Below are 24457 nucleotides of genomic sequence, written 5' to 3'. Positions count from 1 at the left end.
ATATTCCATAATAAATATAAAATCATTAATTGTTATATCAAAAAGAAATAACAACCAAATTTGAATTAAGCCAGTTAACTATAAACGAGGTTGGCAAAAGCACCATACTGACTAAAATAAGTTAATTATTTGAAATAACTAAATAAAACATGATAACAGGGCAAATAGGAATGCAACCTAAACTTGCATCACCTCACATAACAGCACTATGTTATTGCTAAAAAATCTACTCAGTCAGCGCGTTAACGCATAAGAAGAGATGCAGTTTCACTCAAGTTAAGTAGTACAAGTGACAGTATTTCTCACAAAAGATCCACAGACTAATGTTAAGCTCGGTAAATAAAGATAAAGCAAACAGACACATCAAGGAGAGTCGATGTCCCCATTTTATCAAGGTATCGCATTAATCGGACTGCTAACTTGTACAGGGTTACAGGCAGAGGAATCTTTAATCAAAGATCGCGTTAAGGATGAACTAGCGACTTCAGAGCGTCCATTTGTAATAACGCCGCATAAAGTCAATTACATTTTACCCGCGACCTATAATCCTGATCCGAATATGAAACCCTATGCAGGGGAGGCCGCCGGAACAAACTATGAACTCGATGAGATGGAAGCTAAGTTTCAGATAAGCTTTAAGTTTCCAATTTGGTACAATGTCTTTGGTGATAATGGTCACCTATTTTTTGCCTATACTAATCAATCCTATTGGCAGGTATACAATAAGGAAATATCTTCACCCTTTCGTGAAACAAACCACGAACCCGAAATCTTTATGCTATTCAATAATGATTGGAAAATTGGCGGTGTGACAAACTCGTTTTGGGGATTGGGCGCTGTCCACCAATCTAATGGTAAAGCAGGTTTATTATCCCGTAGTTGGAACCGCATCTATGGCACGATGATCTTTGATGCTGGCCCACTGGCGTTTTCAACTAAGGTGTGGTGGCGCATTCCTGAGGATGAAAAAACAGACATCCACCAAGCCCGTGGCGATGATAATCCCAATATTGATGAGTATATTGGCAATGCTGAATTTGTTGGCGTGTATGGGATTGATGAGCATAGATTCACTCTCACCGTTAAAACTAACTTTAAAGATATTGACCGAGGTTCAGCAGAGATCACTTGGAGCTATCCCATCATAGGTAACTTACGCCTTTATACTCAATACTTTAATGGCTACGGTGAAAGCCTGATCGACTATAACCATCATAATCAACGTATTGGGATCGGTGTATCACTCAACGATATTCTCTAGGACGTGACACAGCACAAAAAACAGCCATAATTCTATGCTGACACAAACAAACTGCTGCTAAATTGCTCAAGTGCGAGCAACCTAAGGGAGCTTAATGATGATTTTTATTGCCAACAGCGGCATTTACATCGATAGTCGCACACCTTTTTAGCAGTAAGGGTCATCATGGAGGAATATGAGTTTTAGCTATCGAACGGTAATAACTTTGCTGAGCATGATTATTTGCGCGAGCCTTATCAGGCTCGCGTTTTTTGCTATTCCTGAAAAAGAACAACCCACGTTAACGACAAAAGATATTCGCCAAGATCTCTATATTCTGCTCAATCAAATTGAACAACACTCCGCATTTTATGCGTTGGATCCACAACACAATGACAACCAACTCGAACGACTTGCTGGACTGATGACTGAGCAATACCAAGATCTTGTTCCTACAGAACGGTTCGCAGCTGAGCTTACAAAACTGCTTAACGCCTTAAAAGATCCTGGTGCTCAAGTTGCGAAAGTTGACAATAGTAGCGCCGACTTACCCTTAACACTGAGACCCGTCAACGAACAATGGCTTGCCTTAGACCATAAAAATAATCCTATTAGTGCCGAGTATCCTTTTATCACCCATATTGATGGCATCCCCTTAAGTAAGTGGATTTCTGCCAGCCAAGCCTATCTGTCAGAGCCTGCAAAAAATAGCCAAGAAATGCAGCTGATTTGGCTTAAACGACTCAACCTACTGCGGGAAGACTTAGGCTTAAGCATCAAACCTTATGTGATTATTAGTTTGATAAATGATGATTTGCAGACAACGCAGGTCACTATTGCTCTGCCTCCCCCTTCTAAAACGATAGTTAAACCGATTGAAGACGACACAGAGATAAGCTTTGAACGCCTACTCACTCAACTTGATGACTTAGGGCCGACTACGGTCTCAAAACCTGACTATTCACTAGAACAGATAAATCCAACCACGGCTCGACTCAAAATAGATGACCTCTATGCTTTTGAACTCGATAAAATACAACAAGAAGAGTTACGTAAAGGTATGGAGCAACCATTACTGATTGTCGATCTCAGGCAAGCGAAGGGATTTAGTCCTAAGTTACTGACCATGCTCTCGCGTTATCAGGATATGCCCACCATGGACATATCACCTCATTCAGCGGTCGAAAAAATCATGGGATTTGCCCATTATCGACGCTCGCCAGAACTTAGAAACGATTATTTAAAACCGTTGAATTTTAAACCGCTTGATGAACTTGAACTCAGCCCTGCGCGACTTAACGTGTTGACACGGCGGCTACCAACTATCGATAAAAGCCGGTTTAGTCCTTGGTTTGTTCGCACCAAACCTGAAGTCCTCACCGAAGGCAATAATCGTCTTGCACTACTTGTCAGTCCCTTGTGTAAGCAAGAATGCGAGTGGATCGCCTACCGGACTAAAGCATGGTCGAGAGTGAATTTAATCGGCGAAAAAACCTCTGGGGATTTTGCCAGACAATATCAATTTACCTTGCCAAATAGTGACTTAGAGATTCGATTTAGTAGCTCTCTCACCTATGATGCTAAAGGCGAGTTGCTGTCGGGAAAAGGCACTGAGCCCGATATTTGGTTACCACAAAACAATGATATTGAATGGCAAGGACTCGTGAGTTTAGTTAAATCAGCCAAACCCAAAGCCGTAGATCCAACTAACGGTCGACAAACCAAATTAGCCCAATCTCATTAGTAAAAAGCCAGCAATTTGCTGGCTTTAAAATGCGGTGGAGTGATAAGTTTATTTCTTATCGCTTGCCTTTGAGTTCATCACAGAGCCAAAAACCAGACCTTGTTTATTCACATCAAAGCTCATTTGTACGCGCATATTATAGTCTTTCAATGCTTGCAGCTCTTCAGGCACTGGTTCACCGGTCATTTCTAACAGCGTCAGCACTGGGGTAAACATCTTACCGTAGTCGGCTGACATGCTGTAAAGGCCATTGGCTGATGGTTTTTCGCTCGCCAGTTTATTGGCTAACGCTAAACCTTTATCGCCAGAGTAAACCACTAAGTGTTGTCCCTTAATCGCCAACATCGGTTTGATATTAAGTTCTGGCGGCAACATTAATAGTGGAGATAAATCAGTGGGTTCACCATTATCCGCGACTTGCAGTTCAGCCAACATAGGGGCAAAAGGCTTAACCATGTTGAATAACATTGAAGGATTATCAGCGGTTAAACTGATTAAGGCATCTAAACTTTCGAGTTTAGGCTCTTGATCCTGTGAACTCATCTTATAGTCGAGTAATGACACACTCAGGCCTTTAACACCATTAGCCATGCCGGTAAACATGCCCAACATCGCAGGGCTTTGCTGGCTTAATTCAGCCTGTAGCTCGGCTAGAGGCGCGCAGGTCAACTGTGGCTTTTGCAGATCATCCCAAATCGCGGTGAGCGAAGGCGCTACTTCATTAACATCAATCCCAAGGCCCATCGAGAAAATAGTGCTGTTAATATCCGCTAAATGGGTTGGAATAAAGCCGCGCATTTTTTGTAATGCCGTTAAAATTGCTTGGTTTTTGCTTTCAATCACAAAAGAAGCCGCCATATGGCTTTCTTTTTCAGTCGACGTGAATGCGGTTAAACCTCCCACTGTGCGCGGCCAGTTAGCCGCAATCGCGGTTAACTCAGTGCGACATTCTGGTGTACGGATTTGCGCTAACGGATCTTCACCTTGGCCTTCTTCTGCTAAGAACTTGGTGAGCTGTTTAGCTAACATATTGCCATCTTGAGAGGTTATCGCTTTAACAATCTCAACATGGTTGATAAAGCTGATGCTATCGTCCATAAAACCATGGGTTTTAATGATCTCTTGCAACATGCCAGATGCGGCTAAAGATTGGGCGGGTTTCTTCAATCCTAAAGCCATTTCCAATACTTCAGGCTCGATAGAGGAAGCCGAGAATGTGACCGTTAAAATGCCATCTTTATGGGCAAATAATAGGTCAGCTTTATCAGTTGAGCCTTCTTCGGCAAACGAATAAGCACGGTAGTCAATCCCTGCTAAAGTACGCTTTTCGTGGGTATAACCACTTTCTTGTTCGGCTTTATCCAGCACAGCCCAGAATGCATCAATTTGATTAATATCTGTTTTAAGAACAGGCACTACGCCTAAGGTATAAAAATAAGGCTTGATCTCATTCGGTAAACCGAAAGTCTTAAGCAATGCGGTAGGATCTTTCATTCCATCCATATATTGCTTGTAAATACTCACAAAAAACTTAGCCATTGGGCTATCCAAATCGCCTAACTGAGCTAAGGAATCAGTTGAATATTGCTGGTAATTGCTAGAAATCGATTGCAGGTAGTTTTTCAGTGGAAACGGCTTTAACTGGCCAGTAAACACAGGGGTATCGGCTGGAATATAATCTAGCAAAGGATTGGCTGAAGCACTCGAGCTACTTCCGTGTTGAGTGTACCAATAAGCACCCGCCCCCGCTGCAATAATTGCCGCAGCAATAACAATCTTTTTCATCTAAAACTCCATTTAATTACCGTCAAAGTGACAAAATAATACCGAAAGCACTTACCTTCGGCATTTAAATACTGACCTATTGTCATTCCTTATTACATCAACATTGCAAAATCAAAAGCTTATTATAACTAATCTTGAGAACGGATAAGCTAAGAAATAACGAATAGCAAATAAGAACTCATTAATATGCAAAAATCCGCGATAATCTACCATTAAAACGTCTTTGACGCTAATCGCGGCATGTGTCAGAAGCTTCCTATTTACTGGGCGCAATCGTTCGAAACCATCCTGTTACAGAAAAGCGTGGTCGTTTTGCAAACGGCGCGACAAATGAAACAGAGTGAGGATGGTGGACATCGAATAATGCCAAATTATTAAAGGTTGGCACCCAGGTATCAGTCAGCACACCTTTAGGAGTATAAAACTGCAGCAGCCCACCCCAATCAGGATGCCATTCTGGAGTAAAGCCAAAAACAAAAGCAACTTTACGGCCCTCACTTTCCACAACATCATTATGTCTTGTTAAGAAATTCCCTTGAATATAACGACTCGCCTGCAGTGAGGCATAACAAATACCTTCAATACCCGTAATCGTTTGAATAAATTTAAACATGTCAGGGCTGTTAATAAAACGATGTAGCGATGTAAGTAATTCCGGTGAAGGCTTTCCATCTAAGCCTCCTACGAGATGACTTCCATATAAAAAACCAATCCCATTTGCAGCATTGTGTAATATTTTTTGCTGTAAATCTTTTTGAGCTTCAATCGGTAATTGGCGTATTTGTTGATCCGACACTCTCATTGGCTTATTGTCGACAAACATTGCATTATCAAAACTCACTTCACTAGCAAGTGTGTTAGCAATGACAGCTGCGGTTTCATTCTGCCAGACTTGTTGAATATTGATTTTTGCATCTCTAGCATATTCTTGATGCAGTGAAGCCATATCTCGCTCAAAATTAAACTCAAACATCGTTTATTCCTTGGATCATTCGAACGTCTAACACTCATCCTACTCATCAGAGATGCATAATTACAATTTAATAACAAAATCACAATCGCAAATTTATTGTGCCTCACCGACTTTTTTGAGTGTCACCTCACCTAACTGACGCATTTGCTTGCGGATCCAAGCGGAGCGTTGTTCAACATAGGAAGAAGGGGGGGAGACTTTATAACGCCAAGGGTTTGGTAAAACTGCAGCCAATAATGACGCCTCATAACGAGTTAATTTAGCTGCACTCTTGCCAAAATAATGCTTTGCTGCCGCTTCGGCACCATAAATCCCCGGACCAAATTCAACAATATTCAGGTATACCTCAAGGATACGCGCCTTATCCCAAAACAGTTCCATTAACAGGGTAAACCACGCCTCTATGCCCTTACGGATAAAACTACGGCTCGACCACATAAACAGGTTTTTTGCCGCTTGCTGGCTTAAGGTACTGGCCCCACGAACCTTTTTACCTTTTTGATTGTATTCGATGGCCGAACTAATCGCGTCTAAATCAAAACCACTGTGGCCAGCAAACTTTTGATCTTCTGCGGCAATCACGGCTAATTGCAGCTCAGGGGAGATTTGCTCAAGCGATCGCCATTGATGCCTAACCTCAGTAATCGGTGCGGGCGGAAACAACGCCCGCTCTATTCGCCAACTCCACATCGGAGGATCGATAAAACGGAGTAGTACCACACTTAAAATAGAGGTGAAAAATAAACCCAAAACCAATTTGGCTAACCAAGTGAATACACGTTTAACACCGCGCATCTTAGGCTTAGGGGTTGGATGATTAACTTGGGGACGATTGACATGATCGCGCATGGCATACAAAGGGGCGGTCATTTAATTATCCTCATCAATCACGCCATCCAAACTAACTGTTAGTCTAAGAGATTTTTTGCTTACAGTAGAATAGCAAAGTGTAAGCCGATGATAGTAAGTCATAAACTGCAAAAAACCGAGCTGAATTGAATGAGGAAGATAAATTAATGATGCCACAAATTTGGCTCAACCTCGGCAGCTTTGACCACAGCTGACCGAGGTGAAAATGACTGATTAACAAGCGCTAGCAAGTCAATCAAACTGCTGGATACTCGCAGCGGCGAGCAAGGTCCTTTGGAAGTGCTACTGTTTTCCGTCTCGTTATATCGTTACACAGCAAACTAAGCCCATAAATAACGATATTCAACAACTTAACTTGGCAAAATACCGACTAATCTGTATCTGCGCAGTAAACATCCTCAAAACCATCTACGGGAACTTTGAAATATAGCTCAGAACATTCTAATGTGCATAACCCTGTGAGTAAAAATGTACAATTTTTTAGCTATCACAAAGTCACAATCGCTAACCATCTGATAATCAAATTTATCTGATTTTAATGACGCCAGAATGACACTCAAAAAACATTAACGGTTAAACCGCTTCAAAATTAAGCAAAATGAATGGTCTGGGCGTAAAATAAAAAATGCCACAGTCAAAGTTATGGCATTTACTTATTTAATCAATTAGATAGCTATATTTCGAAGTGTAAGCCGCATTCGCGTTTCAAGCCATTAAAGCGTGTTTCTTCTTCAGACATCCCTAATTCTAAGGGTTTAGTAGAATGGGTATCCCCAACAGAAACATAACCTTGCTCCCATAGAGGATGGTAAGGCAAGTCAAATTGAGTCAAATACAGATGCACATCTTTGTTCGACCATTCGATAATCGGCAGCAGCTTAAAGCGAGTACCGTGGATAGCCAATATCGGTAACTCTTCGCGAGTGCTCGACTGGCTCCGGCGAAGTCCCGCAAACCAAGTGCCTACTTCAAGTTCCGCCAAAGCACGTTGCATCGGCTCCACTTTATTCAGTCGATTGTAACGTTCAAGACCCTCTAAGCCCTGCTCCCACAATTGGCCAAAGCGCGCCTCCTGCCATGCCGCCGTCATCGGCGCTTGGTAAACCTTAAGGTTTAAGGATAAACGCTCGGTAAGCTGGTCAATAAACTGATATGTCTCAGGAAAGAGGTATCCAGTATCCGTTAAAATCACCGGAATATCCGATTGCACCTGACTCACCATATGCAACATCACCGCCGCTTGGATCCCAAAACTGGATGACAGCGCGTGATTACCCGGCAAATAGGCTAAGCCCCAGAGCACTCGCTCTTGAGCCGTCAAGCCAGCTAAGAAGCGATTAATGCGTTCCAGTTCCGCTTGCTGCACATCTTTAGGCGCCGTCAGCAACGCTTTAAGTTCAATGTGACTTACCACGCTCTGCAACACGTTCGGCAAGCCGGAACCCGTTGCCCCAGAATCAAGATCAGCCATGGAAATCCTTAGCGGCATCGATAACCGCCTTCACTACGCCCGTGCGGACGGTGAAGTTACCAAAGGTTTCGCCTGCATTTCGCTCAATCGCGTAGCGGGCAAATAATGCATCCAATTCAGCAAGGATCTCAGCCTCTTGGATATTCTCTCTGTACATCTTATTCAGGCGAGTGCCTTCGAAGTTCGCCCCGAGATACAGGTTATAGCGCCCCGGCGCCTTACCCACAAGACCGATTTCGGCGGCAAATGGGCGGGCACAACCGTTTGGACAGCCCGTCATACGCACCACAATGGCTTGATCGCTAATGCCATTTTTAGCCTGCAGTGCATCAATATGATCAATAAACTCAGGGAAATAACGCTCAGCTTCCGCCATCGCCAATGGACAAGTTGGCAAGGCCACACAGGCAATCGAATGACCACGGGTTTGTGTCAACACTTGGCCGAGTAAACCGTGTTTACGGGCAAGCGCTTCGATAGTCGCTTTATCCTCGGGCGCCACACCCGCGATAATCATATTCTGGTTTGAGGTCATACGGAAATCACCCTTGTGGATCTTAGCGATTTCACGCATACCAGTTTGTAAGCTCTTACCCGGCAAGTCTTTGATACGGCCGCTTTCGATAAACAGGGTTAAATGCCACTTACCATCGACACCTTCTACCCATCCGTAACGATCGCCGCGATCGCCAATCACCACATCGCGCTTGGGTTCAAACTTAACGCCGGCACGGGCTTCCACTTCAGCCTTAAACTTCTCATAGCCATGGTCGACGATGGTGTATTTCAGGCGTGAACGCTTACGGTTGGTACGATTACCCCAGTCACGCTGCACTGTCATCACAGCTTCGGCAAACTTCATCACATCTTCGGTTTTAATAAAACCAAAGTCATCGGCTAAGCGTGGGAAGGTTTCTACCTCTCCGTGGGTCGAGCCCATTCCGCCACCTGCGGTCAGGTTAAAACCGACTAATTCGCCATTTTCAGCCACGGCAATAAAGCCTAAGTCGTTGGTGTAGACATCAACATCGTTATCAGGCGGTACGGCCACGGCCATTTTAAACTTACGTGGTAAGTAGGTTTTGCCGTATACAGGTTCTACGGTTTCGTCTTCTGTAGTCAGTAATTTCTCTTCGTCTAACCAAATCTCGGCGTAAGCACGAGTGTGCGGCAGCAGGTGATCAGACAGCTTTTTCGCCACTTCATAGGCCTGCGCATGCAGCTTAGATTCCACCGGATTGGGGTTACACATCACGTTACGATTAACGTCACCACAGGCAGCGATAGAATCCAGAGCTTCACGATCCAAGCCTTGGATAATGGTCTTCAGGTTACGCTTTGGAATGCCGTGGTATTGGAACGTCTGACGCGTCGTTAAACGAATACTGTTAGAGCTGGTGAGCGTCGAAGCAATTTCATCTACGCCTAACCATTGCTTAGGTGTACACACACCGCCAGGCACGCGGGCACGTAACATAAAGCTATATAAAGGTTCGAGTTTTTGCTCTTTGCGCTCGTTACGCAAATCACGGTCATCCTGCTGATAGAAGCCGTGGAATTTGATCAATTGCTGATCGCCATCGCTAAAACTGCCTGTCACTGAGGAGTCTAACCCCTCTTTAATGGTGCCACGCAGATAATCACTGTCGGTCTTTAGGTATTCGTTTAATGCTAACTTTTGCTCACTCATGGCAACTGCCTCTTAAAATTCGGTCGGCGGCAGTATCTCAGTGGATACTGCTCTCTATCTTTGGGATCGATTAATTAGTACACGTCTTTTTGGTAACGTTTATGACTGCGCAGGGTCTCGAAATATTCTTCCGCCGCCTCGCTCGACAGTCCGCCAAACTCCACCGCAACCTCAAGCAAGGCTTGGTGCACGTCTTTAGCCATTCGCTCGGCATCACCACAAATATAAAGATGCGCGCCGTTTTGCAGCCATTGCCACAGGGCTTGCCCCTGCTCTTTGATACGGTGCTGTACGTAAACCTTATGGGCTTGATCCCGCGAAAATGCCACATCGATACGGGTTAAATCGCCGTTTTTCAAATATTGTTGCCACTCGGTTTGATACAGGAAGTCCTGTTCGAAATGCGGGTTGCCGAAGAATAACCAGCTATCGCCCTCAGCGCCTTGTGCCACGCGCTCCTGCATAAAGGCGCGAAACGGTGCAACCCCGGTGCCAGGACCAATCATGATGACTGGCGTTTGTGGATCTTCAGGTAAACGGAAATGCTTATTCGGTTCAACATACACTTTTACTTCGGCGCCTTCCTGCGCCGAGGCTAAGAAGTGCGATGCACCGCCAAAACGCGTTTGCCCCTGATGTTCATCTTCCACCAATGCCACGGTGAGATGCACTTCGGTATCGACTTCACTCTGGCTAGAGGCGATGGAGTAGAGTCTTGGCGTTAATGGGCGTAGTAACTCAACTAACTTGTTAGCGTCGAGATTAGCGTCAGGCTTGAGCTTGTAATTAGCCACTAAGTCAGCAAACTGATGATGTAAGATAAACTGACGAACCTGCTCTTTATCTTCGCTAATAGCAAGCAGCTCAGGACTTGCGGACAACTCGGCCCAAGTTTTGACTAAACCAGGATACAACTGCGTCAGTTCTTTCTTCTCGATCAAGGCTTGCTTGAGGCTGATTGACTCATTAGTGACAGTCACCTTGGTATCGGCTGCTAACCCTAAGCCCGCTAAAATCTCATCGACTAAGGTTTCGCTATTGCTAAACCACACCCCAAGGGCATCACCGACTTCATAGCGTAAGCCTGATTCACCTAAATCAATTTCAACGTGGCGCACATCTCTGTCTGAATCGCGTCCGGTGATCTTTTGGCTCACCAACACTTCGGCACTGTAAGGGTTTTGCTTAGTAAATTCGCCCTCGCTGGCAACTTGAGCCGAAGTTGAATTAATTTCATTCAGTGCCACCACGTTAGCCGTGGTTTGAATGAGTGGCTTAACCGCAGTAAGCACATCGGCGTGCCACTGTCCGGCCGCAGCCTCATAGTCCACATCACACTCAACCAACGGCAATAAGGCTTTAGCGCCTAATGCCGAAAGCCGCGCATCAAAGTCTTTACCGGTTTGGCAGAAGAACTCATAGCTCGAATCACCCAGCGCCAACACAGAGTAATGTAAGTTGTTTAATTGAGGTGCGCGTTTTGATGCTAAAAACTTATGTAATTCAATCGCATCATCCGGCGCTTCACCTTCACCATGAGTACTGACCACCAGCAATAACAAAGTTTCTTGCTTGAGCTGGCGCACATTGTATTCACCCATGGAGGCTAAATTCACGCTATAGCCCTGTGCTTTAGCCTTTTCGGCCAAGGCTTTGGCAATGCCACGACCATTGCCGGTTTGGCTGCCATAGAGAATGGTTACAGTCTGCGCTGCCTGTGTATCAGACACTGGCACTAGCTGGGCTTGATTCCCTCCCGCATTGGCCGTTGCGGCTAAATAACCACTCACCCAAGCAAGTTGCACGGCATTTAATTCCGCGGTGAGTTGTTTCAGCTTGTCGACCTGCGGTTGCGACAGGGGTGAAGCCAGTGATGAAAGTTCTTTTAACAACATGAGACGGCCCTATGACAGTGTAATACCCAGCAGATTAACGTGGATTTGGAAAAGCAAAAAAGAATAAAATTTGATTTTTAATTCCATTTTGGAATATACAAAGTGCAAAAATTAAGCTACAAAAGTGTGCACTGGTTAAAACTTTTTGATACGACCAGTGCAGAATCGACTAGCTTGAGCAATATGCGCTTGTGTCAAACCAAAGTATTGCCACAATGGTACGAGCCTGCAGTACAGTACCTTTTGTTGCTCGCTAAGAAGTTTGTTTTAAAAAACAAATTTTATACCAAGTTTGAATGCGCTAACTAACTGCCACAATTGAATAGACGAGTTCATTCTTATCGCGGCCTAGCCCTACCTAGGTTTAGCTCAAGGGAAGCACTCAGGCGGAACGATTATATAAACCATCAGGGAGTAATCATGCAGATTGGAATACCGAGAGAGAGTCTCGTCGGTGAAACTCGGGTCGCCGCGACTCCAGCCACCGTCGAACAGCTTAAAAAGCTCGGCTTTGAAGTTGTTGTTGAGGCCAATGCTGGCTTACTGTCTAGCTTTGACGATGCCGCTTTTGAAGCAGCTGGTGCGAAGATCACGACAGAGGTTTGGCAAGCGGATCTGATTTTTAAAGTCAATGCACCGACCGATGCTGAAATTGCGCAAATTAAAGAAGGCGCGACCTTAATCAGCTTCATCTGGCCCGCTCAAAATGCTGAGTTGGTCGAGAAACTGTCTAAACGCAACATCAATGTGATGGCGATGGACATGGTGCCACGTATTTCCCGTGCCCAATCCCTCGATGCTCTCTCTTCTATGGCAAATATCGGCGGTTATCGCGCCGTAGTTGAAGCCGCGCACCACTTTGGCCGTTTCTTTACCGGACAAATTACCGCCGCAGGTAAAGTCCCTCCGGCCAAAGTGCTGGTGATTGGTGCCGGTGTGGCAGGCCTTGCAGCCATTGGTACCGCAGGTTCTTTAGGGGCAATCGTTCGCGCCTTCGACACGCGTTTAGAAGTGGCCGAACAAATCGAATCCATGGGTGGCCAGTTCCTTAAGCTGGACTTCACCAATGAAGATGGCAGCTCATCGGACGGTTACGCTAAAACCATGTCGGACGAGTTTATCGCTGCCGAAATGGCGCTATTTGCCGAGCAAGCCAAAGAAGTCGATATCATCATTACCACTGCGCTGATCCCAGGCCGTCCTGCACCTAAGCTCATCACCAAAGCCATGGTCGACAGCATGAAGAGCGGCTCTGTGATTGTCGATATGGCAGCACAAGCGGGCGGTAACTGTGAATACACCCAGCCTGGCGAACTCTTTGTCACTGAGAATGGTGTAAAAGTCATCGGCTTTACCGATCTTCCAGGCCGCTTGCCTGCACAATCGTCTCAGCTTTACGGCACTAACTTAGTCAACCTGATGAAGTTAATGTGTAAAGAGAAAAACGGTATTGCCAGCATCAGCTTCGATGATGTGGTCATGCGCAACATGACAGTCGTGAAAGAAGGCGAAGTCACCTTCCCGCCACCACCTATTTCGGTGTCAGCTGCCCCTGCGAAACCTACCGCTAAGGTGGAAGTGAAATCTGCTCAAGCCAAAGCGCCTTCAAAACTCAAGTATATTCTCGCCGCCTTGGGTGCTGCGGGGTTTGCCGCAGTGGCCTCCGTCGCGCCAGCCGAGTTTTTATCCCACTTTACGGTATTTATTCTGTCCTGCGTGGTGGGCTATTACGTGGTGTGGAACGTGTCCCACTCACTGCATACGCCTTTGATGTCAGTGACTAACGCAATTTCAGGCATTATCGTGGTCGGCGCCTTGCTGCAAATAGGTCAAGGTTCAACCTTGGTCACTGTGTTGGCGTTTATCGCCGTGCTGATCGCCAGTATTAACATCTTCGGCGGTTTTACCGTCACTCAGCGCATGCTGAAGATGTTCCGTAAGGATTAAGGGGGTATAACGTGTCTCAAGGACTGGTAACAGCAGCTTACATCATTGCCGCCGTGCTCTTTATCTTCAGTCTCGCTGGATTGTCGAAACAAGAAACGGCCAAACACGGCAATTTATTTGGTATCACAGGTATGGCTATCGCCCTACTGGCGACCATTTTTAATCCAGACACCAGCGGTGTCGCGTGGATTATTGTCGCCATGGTGATTGGTGGTGCTATCGGCGTGCGTTTAGCACTTAAAGTCGAAATGACGGAAATGCCTGAACTCGTCGCGGTGCTCCACAGTTTTGTGGGTATGGCCGCAGTGTTAGTGGGCTTTAACAGCTTTATCGACTTACATCCAGAACAAGTATCACAAGTGGTTGTGGCCGTGGGCGGGGATATGAATTCCACTCTCGCAGCCGTGCAGAATGCGCTAAGCGAAGCGGCAAAAGCGGCTGAAAACGCGCATATGACTGGCGCTATGCTCAACATTCACTTAGTGGAAGTCTTCCTCGGGATCTTTATTGGCGCGGTAACCTTTACCGGTTCTATCGTCGCTTTTGGTAAATTACGCGGATTAATTTCATCTAAACCGTTGATGTTGCCACATCGCCATAAGCTAAACCTCGCTGCGGTATTGGTATCACTTGGCCTGTTAGTGTACTTCGTGCAAACCGGTGGCACTATGCCAGCTCTACTGTTGATGACACTTATCGCCTTCGCCTTTGGCTGGCACTTAGTGGCTTCTATCGGTGGTGCAGATATGCCGGTTGTGGTCTCAATGCTGAACTCCTACTCAGGTTGGGCGGCAGCGGCGGCGGGCTTTATGCTGTCAAACGATCTGCTGATAGTAACAGGTGCGCTCGTGGGTTCATCGGGTGCGATTCTGTCTTACATCATGTGTAAGGCGATGAACCGCTCGTTTATCTCTGTTATCGCAGGTGGATTTGGTACCGATGGTGTGGCCTCCTCTGGTGATGAAGAAATGGGCGAATACCGCGAAACCAACGCCGAAGATGTGGCGGATATGCTGAAAAATGCCTCTTCCGTTATCATCACCCCTGGCTATGGTATGGCAGTGGCACAGGCGCAATATCCAGTGGCTGAAATCACCCAAAAACTGCGTGACCGCGGCGTAAAAGTACGCTTTGGTATTCATCCGGTAGCGGGTCGTTTACCTGGCCATATGAACGTACTGTTGGCTGAAGCTAAAGTTCCCTACGATATCGTGCTTGAAATGGACGAAATCAACGAAGACTTTAGCGATACCGATGTCGTGCTGGTGATTGGCGCGAACGACACAGTCAACCCTGCGGCGATGGAAGATCCGGGCAGCCCAATTGCGGGCATGCCAGTGCTCGAAGTGTGGAAAGCGCAAAACGTGATTGGTTTTAAGCGCTCAATGAATACGGGTTATGCGGGTGTACAAAACCCTCTGTTCTTCAAAGACAATACCCAAATGTTGTTCGGCGATGCTAAGGCCAGTGTTGAAGCGATTTTAAAAGCGCTGTAATCCGTTTAAGCACTGAATCACTCGATACAAAACTCAAAGGGAGCCGTTGGCTCCCTTTGCTTTTTTAGAGGGTTTTATTGCGCTAGGCTTCACATACTTTTAAGCCTGCTCAGCTAGTCTCTTCGCAGTTTATCGCTTCAGGTAAAAGGAGATATCATGCTGCTTGGATTATTTATGCTGTCGGCAATATTAATCAAAACGTCGTTATTAGGACTGGGTTGGATATCAATTGGTATCGGCGTTGGGGGTTATCTTTTTTGCCGTTTTTACCACATTAATCTTGCAGACCTACTGGTCAAAAAGTTTAGACGGCTTTTTATCAGTGGGGCGATATTACATCTGCTGCTGTATCTCGGCCTTATCGTAAAACTGTTCCTGATCGATAGCCTAGAGGATATTCCGGCCTTTTTAATCAGTCATTTGGTATTCCATCATGCACTCTGCGCACTCATTGCTGCCGCCCTTACCTTTATGGCGATTGGCGTTTACCTTACCCAGCAAAAACTAAAGCTAGCGGATACGGCTTCCCCTTCGCTCCTCAACTAATCCCTTAAAAGCTAAAAGTCTCGCCCCTAAAAGCCAAAAGGAGCCACAAGGCTCCTTTTGATGGCGATACATTTTTGATTATGCTGCTTTAGCAATATCAAAATTAGATAACAACATCACAGCTGTACGGCCGAGTAAATGGTTGATGGTACGATCGCCAACCAATCCTAATTCTGCAATGGCTTGCTGACGTGCAGTGCTTACCGCTCTAAACAGAGTGATTTCATTATTGGTGCCGCCGCAGAGGCTGAAGAATAATCTTAACACTGCGCGGTAATGCTCTTCTTGCATCGCTTGCATCCAAGAGGTTTCTAGCGCTTCTTGGCTAGAGAAGTCGAGCGCAGCAACAAAAAGATTGCCAATACGGCTGTCTAAGCGAATTAAAAAGTCGTTCTTCCGCGGAAAGTGGTGACTAATACCTGTGCGGCTAATCCCCGTTGCTTCAGATAACGTGGTATAAGACATAGTCTCAAAGCCAATAGTCAAAATTTGTCTTAACGCTTCATCCATAATCTGATTGATGGTTTGCTCAGTCTGTACTCGCGAGCGCTTAGCCATAATAAAGTCTCCCACTGTTCTTTTTGTGGGATAGAGCTTACCAAAGCCTTTCAGGGATTACTGCTGTTTAAAAACGTGAAACAAGTGTATTTCACTTTTGTTCAGCTAGGGTTCAGTTTTAAACGGAGGATTTCATCGCTTTTATTTACATATTTATAACATTGAATTTTGTACTAACCAGTCGTGTGCTTTTTGTTCCCCCATTAACAATGTTAGGGTAGGCGTTAAATAACGCCCAAGATCGGATTTACGCCAAAACAGGTATTCTGGCAGGGGTTGTAGCACGGTATCACTAAAAGTTCGTTGTATTAAACTCGAATATTCACGCAAAACCTGCGGTTCAATTTGTACCATTTGAGGATAAAAATCGGCTACAAAATCACGATAGTGAGTATATTGAACGATTTGAGTGACCTGATATTTATTTAACACCTGTATCATCATTGGTGTCGTCCAGTGTGACATATATTGCGAACTTGTAAGCGCCGCTAGGTTGCGCCGATGATACTGCTGCCAAGCTAAATCAAAATTGCCTTTAGCATTGGCAATACACCAGATGAGATACAGATCCGCTAACCATTCATGCTGATAAGGTGTTAATTCCTTAGGTAATAAACTCCCCTGCAACGCCAAGTTTTCAAGGTGGCCTAGTTCATGCCAAAGGGTTAATTGTGCTTGTTCTTTTAGATCTAATTGGTAGGTAATACCATCAATATTGGCCAGTTGGATCTCTGGTGTTTCTTGCTCATTGACGAGTATTAGGCCGGAGAAATGACTATCTTCAACAGGTAATACCATGGCACTGCGAAGCCCAAGCTCTGTTTTAAACTGAGCCTCGCTGTGTGGGAGCTGTTCACGAACCTGAGGTGGAAATGTTGCCAGACACTGACTCAATTGCGCTAAAGGACAAAGTAACGCCTGCTTATCGGCAATAGGCACCCAAGTTAAGCTTGATATCAGAGTCAGTGCAATTAAACTCACTGTTTTGCCATGATATTTTGGATAATTGCCGTAGTAGAGATACCGTCTTCAAATCCCAACACTTGCACTTGGCCGCCCGCAGCAATGACCTCGGCGCCACCCGCAATATCTTCAACCTTATAATCACCACCTTTCACTAAAAGATCCGGTAGTAATCTGGCGATGATCCGTTGTGGTGTATCTTCACTAAAAGGCACCACCCAATCGACGGCGGCTAATCCTGCCAACACCGCCATACGTCTATCCACTTGATTAACTGGGCGACCTTCGCCTTTTAAGCGTTTGACTGAGGCATCGTCATTCACTGCCACGATCAATCTGTCGCCTAAGGCTTTGGCTTGCTTGAGGTAACTGACGTGCCCCGCGTGCAGAATATCGAAGCAACCGTTGGTCATCACCACTCGTTCACCACGTAATTTAGCTTGTTCTAGAGCGTAAGCAAGTTGATCTTCACTCACCACCCCAAAACCTGACTCACCGTGATGCAGTGCTAGGGCCTCAATCAACTCAATACGAGAAACCGTAGAAGTACCCAGTTTACCCACCACAACGCCAGCGGCAGTATTGGCAATCGCACAGGCCTGCGGTAACTCAGCACCCGCGGCTAGAGACGTCGCTAAAGCTGAAATCACAGTATCGCCAGCACCCGTTACGTCATACACCTCACGGGCGACTGTTGGGATGTGTAATTCAGGGGCATTGGCCGTCACTAAGGTCATACCTTTTTCAGAGCGAGTGACTAAGATAGCGTCGAACTGGTACTTGTTCAGTAATCCGCGAGCCTTTTCGAGTAGATCTGCTTCAGAGGTTACCGCGCCAACCACGGTCTCAAATTCACTCATATTCGGTGTGATGAGCGAGGCGCCATGATAACGGCTAAAATCGGAACCCTTAGGGTCAACCAGTACTTTTACGCCTTTGGAACGGGCGAGCGCGATAAAATCACGAGGATTATCAATGGCACCCTTCGCATAATCAGATAGCACGACCACATCGACCGAATCGAGTAAAGCCTCAGACTGCTTAAGTAAGCGCGCACTGTCCTGCTTATCGAAGGACTCTTCAAAGTCGAGGCGAATAAGCTGTTGATTGCGCGATAAAACTCTAAGCTTGGTAATGGTCGGTTTATCGGTAATTTTCAACCATTGTGGTTCAACCCCAAGTGCTTGTACGCCAAGCGTTAACGCCTTAGCCGTATCATCCTCACCGACTAAGCCCGCCAATTGCACTTGGCCACCTAAGGTCGCGATATTTAGCGCCACGTTTGCCGCGCCGCCCGGTCTATCTTCGACTTGATTAATTTTCACCACGGGCACTGGCGCCTCGGGGGAAATACGTCCCGTAGGCCCAACCCAGTAGCGATCTAACATCACATCACCGACGACTAATACTTTGGCTTTTTCAAATGCTGGCAGAGAAACCTTCATAGCGCTCTTATCAGTTGCAGAAATTAAACCGTGATTGTACCTAATTTTCAGCAAAAGATGAGTTAGAATAAGCAGTAATTTTCAAAAGTAGTGAGTATTTTTGTGGTCGAGAAAGCTGAGTTTTCATCATCTTTATATCATCCGAAACACTGGCCCATGTGGTTTGGGGTGTTAGTGATGCGGATTACCCAAGTGTTGCCTCTATCATGGCAGATGAAATTAGGCAAAGGCATGGGCCGATTAGTCAAGGCACTTGCGGCCAGTAGAACCCATACCGCGCGCCGAAATTTAACCCTCTGCTTCCCGGATATGCCAGAGGCCGAGCGAGAAGCGCTCCTCACCCGTAACTTTGAAGAAACGGGTAAAGCGATTTTCGATACCATCAATGCCTGGTGGTGGTCCGATGAAAAAATCCAACAACATATGCAGATAACCGGCAAAGAATACGTTCAAGACACCTTGAATGCTGGCCATGGGGTGATTCTGTTTGCAGTGCACTGCTTACCACTGGAAATGGGCGCACGTATTTTTGGTCAATTCCAACCCGGTGTTGGGGTGTACCGCCCACATAACAATCCCGTGATGGAATACCTGCAAGTGAAAGGTCGATTACGTTCGAATAAAGCCTTAGTGCCGAAACGCGATCTACGCCAAATGGTACGCTGTTTACGTAACCCCGATGTGATTTGGTATACCGCTGACCAAGACTTTGGCCGCTCTAGTGCTGTGTTTATTCCGTTTTATGCCGTGCCCGATGCCGCCACTATTACTGGCGCAACCACGCTGGCAAAGTTAGGTAAGGCCAAGGTATTACCCTTCTTTGTTGAACGCACAGAAGGAGATACAGGCTACCGGATTGAAATCATGCCTCCATTAGATAATTTCCCAGGTGAAGACGAAGTCGCCGATGCCATCCGTGGTAACAAAATTATTGAACAGATTATCGATAAAAATCGTGCTCAATATATGTGGCTCCATCGCCGCTTTAAGACGCGCCCGGATCCAACGGATAAGTCCTTATATAAGTAAGCTTTTGCTTAATCACATCGAGATAATCGCTTAAAAGAGAATACAAAATGCCAAGCAATCGCTTGGCATTTTGTTTATATCTTTCTGCCTAAGGCATCTTGTAGGGCTCTAAGCGCTTAAACATGGTAGTTAAGCACAACACTTAAACCAGATTAAGCCTCCGCCGGTAAGCGAATACCCACATTGGTGACTTTGCCTTCATAGAGTCCCGCAACGACCCAATGGAGTGATTGCCATTGAAACTGGTCCCCAAGTACTGGATGCGCACCTAGCTCTAAAGCAACTAAATCAGCTACAGTCATGCCGCCGGTTTCATCGTCTAATGTTAAGCCATAGATAGGTGCAAGATCCGCCAATTTAACCTCGGTATCGATAAAGAAGTCACCAAAGAAACGTGGAACCTCCTTGGTTTCAGGGGCTTGGCTAAAGAGGTTACTCAATGCTTCAAGGCTCTTTTCCTGCCCGAGTACGCACAGAATATCACCCGCCTCTAAGCACGTACTGCCCGAAGGATGCAATAACCTATTATTGCGAAATACTGCCGCAATGCGAGTACCATCGGGCATTGCTAAGCGTTTTAGCGGTTCACCAATACACCACTTACTTTCACTCAAACGATAGACAAACACTTCCCATTCGCTGCTCGGGTAAATTTCAACCCCCGAACGCGAAACGGGCAAAGGCTTTGGGGGCAATTCTACCTTTGCTAAGCGTGCAGCCGTAGTGAGTGACGCCCCTTGGACTAGCAGAGAGACTAACACCACAAAAAAGGCCAAGTTAAAATACAATTGAGCCCCAGGAAGCCCGGCCATCATTGGGAATACCGCTAAAATAATCGGCACGGCGCCACGAAGCCCGACCCAAGAGATAAACCAGCGGTCACGGCTGCTAAAACTCTTAAAGGGCAGCAAACTTAGCCATACCGCTAAAGGTCTGGCAAACAGGATCATCCCAAAGGCCAGTGCTAAGCCCGGCAGCCAAATATCTAATAGATCCGAGGGGGTTAGGAGTAGTCCCAAGACGAGAAACATGCCGATTTGACTCACCCAAGTCATTCCATCCAATACGTTTAATATCGCATGACGTCCACGAGTTGGCTTATTACCGAGGAATAGGCCAACTAAGTAAATCGAAAGAATGCCACTGCCACCTAGCTTGTTCGATGCAGCGTAAATAATAAGGCCGCCACTGAGCACGAGAATCGAATATAGACCTTCAGCGAGTTGACTTAAGTTCACCAATTTCCATAGCAGCCAGCCACCACCCAAGCCTAATAAAATTCCCAGCCCAAATTGTTTAATAAAGCTAATCAGCATAAAGCTTGCAGAGAGCTCGGCATCGACATTGCCGAGAATGGCAATCAAGGTGACAGTTAAAAATACCGCCATAGGGTCGTTACTACCCGATTCGATTTCCAGCGTTGCTCCAACCCGCTCATTAAGGCTGCGTCCCTTTAACAGTGAGAATACCGCCGCCGCATCGGTAGAGCCGACAATCGCTCCCACAAGCAAACCTTGTAGCCAATGTAAGTCAAATAGCCACGCAGCCATAATGCCTGTGATACTGGTGGTGATCGCCACCCCAAAGGTTGCCAAGGATAACGCAGGCCACAGTGCGACCCTGAAGCTCGCGACCCGAGTGCGCATACCGCCATCGAGCAAAATAATGGCTAAGGCTAAGTTACTGACAAGATAAGCGGTTGAATAATCATCGAAGAGAATACCGCCGGGACCATCTTCACCAGCAAGAATACCTACGGCGAGGAAAATTAATAAGATAGGAATCCCAAGACGGGATGACATGGGACTAAGCAAAACACTCACGGCAGTAAGTAAGGCACCGATCAGAAAAAAACTATTGATGGAATCTGCATCCACACATGCCTCCTTAAATGCTGCTGGCTCAGCTAAACGATAGCAAAAACACCTAGATTAAAAATGACTCAATTAAAAATTTCAGTGTTTCTATACTAGCATAAAAAATGCAGATTATTGGAGTTTTAAATATTAAATTTCAATCATCTACACTAAAATAATCATCAACAGTAACTTTAGGCTAATTTTCAGATAAAAACACATAAAAAGACAAATACAACCTGAACATCAAGCCATAAGCATAAACAAAATAAAGCTTATATTTATCAAGTTCTTTAAAAAATAAATCCGACACAAACTTTCCATTTTTAATCAAAAAAATATCGGTAACCATCTAAAAAAACACCATATTGATAAAAACACACACCTAACTATATTTATCGCCGCAATACCTTGAAAGAGCACATTAAATTGAATAGTTCATTGTGTTATCAACATTGGCCCACCAATGACTGTCATAAAGACAACTAATGTCATTGTGACAACCTTTATTGCTATCAAAAAGACACTGCTAAGAATTTAAATTAATTTTTTTCCTTTATTTTCAATAACAAAAATACTTGGCACATATTGCGCAATAGCAAATTACAGGTATCAAAATGACGTTGGATTAAGGGGATTTATGAGCAAACAAAAACTCACCGCTATCGCACTATTATTAGTGTTGATTGCCTCATTTACTGTACTACTGAGCGTAGGCAGTGAAATTTTTCGAGAAAAACCACCCATTCCCAGTGCATTTGTCGATGTGAATGGCCAAGTTATCTTTAGTGAACATGATATAGAACAAGGTCAATTAGTATGGCGCTCAATGGGCGGCCATCAACTCGGTTCGATTTGGGGACATGGCTCCTATGTCGCCCCCGATTGGACCGCAGACTGGTTACACAGAGAAGCCCAAGCTTGGCTCGACCTGCGCGCCAAGCAACAATATCAAACGCCTTTCGAACAACTAGGTTCCCAAGAAAAAGCGGGGCTTGAACAAGCATTAAGGGATGATTTACGCCATAACAGTGTTGAACAACAGATCGATGGCACTCAGCTTATTAGGCTATCGACCACACGGGTAGAAGCAATTCGCACGGTTAATCAACACTATTTATCATTGTTTGGTGATGACCCTAAACTCAGTTCACTACGCGAACAATACGCCATGAAAGAGGGCACAGTGCCCGATGTTACACGCCGAGAACAACTTAATGCGTTCCTGTTTTGGGGTGCTTGGGCTGCCATCACAGAACGCCCCGATGCCCCCTATACATACACCAATAACTGGCCGTTCGATCCTCAATTAGGCAATACTCCCACCTCGGATAATATTGTCTGGTCGATACTCAGTATCGTGACCCTGATAGCGGGTATTGGTGGATTGCTATGGCACCATGCCAGCGGTAAGCACGAAAGTCTGCCTAAGCCGTCGGAACAAGACCCGCTGTTTTTCACTAAACCAACCGCTTCACAAAAAGCCGTCGGCAAATACTTCATTACGGCGATAGGCCTCTTTTTACTGCAAATTTTACTCGGAGGCATTACCGCTCACTATGCGGTAGAAGGCCAAGAGTTTTATGGTTTACCTATTGCGGAAATACTCCCCTATTCAGTAACGCGTACTTGGCACACCCAATTAGCCGTATTTTGGATCGCCACGGCTTGGTTAGGTACAGGGCTGTATATTGCTCCTGCGTTATCGGGCCATGAACCCAAATATCAACGAATAGGCGTTAACGTACTCTGGGTAGCCTTAGTGGTGGTTGTGCTCGGTTCAATGGCGGGCGAATGGATTGGGGTGCAACAGTATTTTGACCTCGATATGAACTTTCTCTTTGGTCATCAAGGATATGAATACATAGATCTTGGTCGAGTATGGCAAATCTTACTCCTCGTTGGATTACTGATTTGGCTCGCCCTCGTCACCGCCGCCATCAAACCCGCCCTCAAAGTTCAAGGCGAGATGCGCCCTGTTATTTGGGTACTCTATGCCTCCTGCGTCGCAATTGGTTTGTTCTATGGCGCCGGCCTCTTTATGGGCAAACACTCCAACTTAGCGATTGCAGAATACTGGCGTTGGTGGGTAGTACATCTGTGGGTTGAGGGCTTCTTCGAAACCTTTGCGACTGCCGTTATCGCCTTAATGCTGGTACGTTTGGGCTTAATCCGTGGCCGTAGCGCCAACGGTGCGGTCTTGTTTACAACGGTAATCTTCTTAACCGGTGGTTTAATCGGCACTTTACACCACCTCTATTTTACTGGCACACCAACCTCGGTTATCGCCTGGGGCGCAATTTTCTCGGCCTTAGAAGTGGTGCCTTTAGCCATCATAGGTTTTGAAGCAATGGAAACCTACCGCTTGCGTAAAGCCAGTCCATGGATGCAGCGTTATCACTGGGCGATTATGTTCTTTGTGGCTACCGCGTTTTGGAACTTGGTCGGTGCCGGTATGCTGGGCTTCTTAATCAACCCGCCAATCTCGCTCTATTACATTCAAGGCTTAAATACCACTGCCACCCACGGTCACGCCGCCTTTATGGGGGTTTATGGCATGCTCGGCATGGGGCTAATGCTTTTCTGTCTGCGCGGTCTAACTGGCAATATGCAGTGGAATGACAAAATGCTCAAAGGCGCCTTCTGGAGCCTCAATATTGGCCTAGCGGCTATGGTGTTTATGTCACTATTACCTGTGGGGATTACGCAGTTTTTTGCAGTCATCGACCACGGCTATTGGTATGCCCGCTCGCCAGAGGTCATTCATAGTCCGCTGATTGAAAGACTGGTATGGATGCGTATGTTTGGGGATATCATCTTCAGTATCGGCGGATTATTGATGGGCACCTTCTTATTTGACTTAATTAGAAAGGCCCTGAATAAACCTGCAAAGTTACAAGGGGAGCAATTACTACCAGACCACTAACACGAGACTAAATAACGGTTAGT

Annotated in this window: 17 protein-coding genes; 7 read left to right on the top strand and 10 right to left on the bottom strand. The window is 45.8% G+C overall.

Translation table 11 applies throughout. The annotated features are described in order from the left end of the window. The first annotated feature begins 376 nt into the window (after positions 1 to 376). Both IEY09_RS01285 and IEY09_RS01280 read left to right on the top strand, forming a co-directional pair. The gene (locus IEY09_RS01285; protein ID WP_037421638.1) at positions 377 to 1261 is read left to right on the top strand and encodes a phospholipase A; all 885 of its coding nucleotides are present in this window, start codon (positions 377 to 379) and stop codon (positions 1259 to 1261) included. A gap of 175 nt (positions 1262 to 1436) precedes the next feature. Continuing rightward, positions 1437 to 2984, top strand: a complete 1548-nt coding sequence (locus tag IEY09_RS01280) for a S41 family peptidase (RefSeq protein WP_188869531.1) — start codon at positions 1437 to 1439, stop codon at positions 2982 to 2984. Between the two features lie 48 nt (positions 2985 to 3032). On the opposite strand, the gene IEY09_RS01275 is transcribed toward IEY09_RS01280, so the two are convergent. The 6 genes from IEY09_RS01275 to IEY09_RS01250 all read right to left on the bottom strand — a co-directional run bounded on the left by IEY09_RS01275 (position 3033) and on the right by IEY09_RS01250 (position 11668). Then, a complete protein-coding gene (locus tag IEY09_RS01275; RefSeq protein ID WP_188869529.1) occupies positions 3033 to 4769 on the bottom strand; it encodes a hypothetical protein in 1737 nt (578 codons plus the stop codon). 256 nt (positions 4770 to 5025) lie between these two features. Then, complete coding sequence (locus IEY09_RS01270) at positions 5026 to 5742, bottom strand: 2OG-Fe(II) oxygenase family protein (protein ID WP_188869527.1); 717 nt, start codon at positions 5740 to 5742, stop codon at positions 5026 to 5028. Between the two features lie 93 nt (positions 5743 to 5835). Further along, positions 5836 to 6612 (bottom strand): monofunctional biosynthetic peptidoglycan transglycosylase, encoded by a 777-nt coding sequence (gene mtgA / locus IEY09_RS01265; protein ID WP_188869525.1) that lies wholly within the window; start codon positions 6610 to 6612, stop codon positions 5836 to 5838. 673 nt (positions 6613 to 7285) lie between these two features. Further along, positions 7286 to 8083, bottom strand: a complete 798-nt coding sequence (locus IEY09_RS01260; protein WP_188869523.1) for a phosphoadenylyl-sulfate reductase — start codon at positions 8081 to 8083, stop codon at positions 7286 to 7288. Then, positions 8076 to 9773 carry an assimilatory sulfite reductase (NADPH) hemoprotein subunit gene (cysI, locus tag IEY09_RS01255; protein WP_188869521.1) on the bottom strand — a complete coding sequence of 566 codons (1698 nt, stop codon included), beginning with the start codon at positions 9771 to 9773 and terminating at the stop codon, positions 8076 to 8078. The genes IEY09_RS01260 and cysI overlap by 8 nt, the downstream gene beginning before the upstream one ends. 74 nt (positions 9774 to 9847) lie before the next feature. Beyond that, the gene (locus IEY09_RS01250) at positions 9848 to 11668 is read right to left on the bottom strand and encodes an assimilatory sulfite reductase (NADPH) flavoprotein subunit (RefSeq protein WP_188869519.1); all 1821 of its coding nucleotides are present in this window, start codon (positions 11666 to 11668) and stop codon (positions 9848 to 9850) included. Between the two features lie 420 nt (positions 11669 to 12088). Here IEY09_RS01250 and IEY09_RS01245 point away from each other — a divergent pair, with 420 nt between their 5' ends. The 3 genes from IEY09_RS01245 to IEY09_RS01235 all read left to right on the top strand — a co-directional run bounded on the left by IEY09_RS01245 (position 12089) and on the right by IEY09_RS01235 (position 15657). Continuing rightward, positions 12089 to 13615, top strand: a complete 1527-nt coding sequence (locus IEY09_RS01245) for a Re/Si-specific NAD(P)(+) transhydrogenase subunit alpha (protein ID WP_037421693.1) — start codon at positions 12089 to 12091, stop codon at positions 13613 to 13615. 11 nt (positions 13616 to 13626) lie between these two features. Next, positions 13627 to 15111: a Re/Si-specific NAD(P)(+) transhydrogenase subunit beta gene (gene pntB, locus IEY09_RS01240; RefSeq protein WP_037421695.1), complete on the top strand. Its 1485-nt coding sequence runs from the start codon at positions 13627 to 13629 to the stop codon at positions 15109 to 15111. A gap of 156 nt (positions 15112 to 15267) precedes the next feature. Beyond that, entirely contained in the window at positions 15268 to 15657 is a 390-nt protein-coding gene (locus tag IEY09_RS01235; protein ID WP_188869517.1) for a hypothetical protein, read from the top strand. 78 nt (positions 15658 to 15735) lie between these two features. Here IEY09_RS01235 and IEY09_RS01230 read toward each other — a convergent pair whose 3' ends face one another. The 3 genes from IEY09_RS01230 to hldE form a co-directional block, all read right to left on the bottom strand. Continuing rightward, positions 15736 to 16215: a TetR family transcriptional regulator gene (locus IEY09_RS01230; RefSeq protein WP_037421701.1), complete on the bottom strand. Its 480-nt coding sequence runs from the start codon at positions 16213 to 16215 to the stop codon at positions 15736 to 15738. A 153-nt stretch (positions 16216 to 16368) separates the two neighbouring features. Beyond that, complete coding sequence (locus IEY09_RS01225; RefSeq protein ID WP_188869515.1) at positions 16369 to 17196, bottom strand: hypothetical protein; 828 nt, start codon at positions 17194 to 17196, stop codon at positions 16369 to 16371. Then, positions 17193 to 18623, bottom strand: coding sequence for a bifunctional D-glycero-beta-D-manno-heptose-7-phosphate kinase/D-glycero-beta-D-manno-heptose 1-phosphate adenylyltransferase HldE (gene hldE, locus IEY09_RS01220; protein WP_188869512.1), 1431 nt, complete (start codon positions 18621 to 18623; stop codon positions 17193 to 17195). The genes IEY09_RS01225 and hldE overlap by 4 nt, the downstream gene beginning before the upstream one ends. Before the next feature lie 102 nt (positions 18624 to 18725). Between hldE and IEY09_RS01215 the strand changes: the two genes are divergently transcribed. Next, the gene (locus IEY09_RS01215; protein WP_037421862.1) at positions 18726 to 19652 is read left to right on the top strand and encodes an LpxL/LpxP family Kdo(2)-lipid IV(A) lauroyl/palmitoleoyl acyltransferase; all 927 of its coding nucleotides are present in this window, start codon (positions 18726 to 18728) and stop codon (positions 19650 to 19652) included. 152 nt (positions 19653 to 19804) lie between these two features. Here the strand turns inward: IEY09_RS01215 and IEY09_RS01210 are convergent, their stop codons facing one another. Then, a complete protein-coding gene (locus IEY09_RS01210; protein WP_037421709.1) occupies positions 19805 to 21529 on the bottom strand; it encodes a potassium/proton antiporter in 1725 nt (574 codons plus the stop codon). 619 nt (positions 21530 to 22148) lie between these two features. Here IEY09_RS01210 and IEY09_RS01205 point away from each other — a divergent pair. After that, positions 22149 to 24434: a nitric-oxide reductase large subunit gene (locus IEY09_RS01205; RefSeq protein ID WP_188869510.1), complete on the top strand. Its 2286-nt coding sequence runs from the start codon at positions 22149 to 22151 to the stop codon at positions 24432 to 24434. The last annotated feature ends 23 nt before the right edge of the window (positions 24435 to 24457 follow it).

The organism is Shewanella xiamenensis (genome assembly GCF_014647135.1).
In the GTDB taxonomy this organism is placed as follows: Bacteria; Pseudomonadota; Gammaproteobacteria; order Enterobacterales; family Shewanellaceae; genus Shewanella; species Shewanella xiamenensis.
The sequence above is the reverse complement of the archived record's forward strand: the minus strand, read 5'-3'. Positions and strand labels throughout refer to the sequence as shown.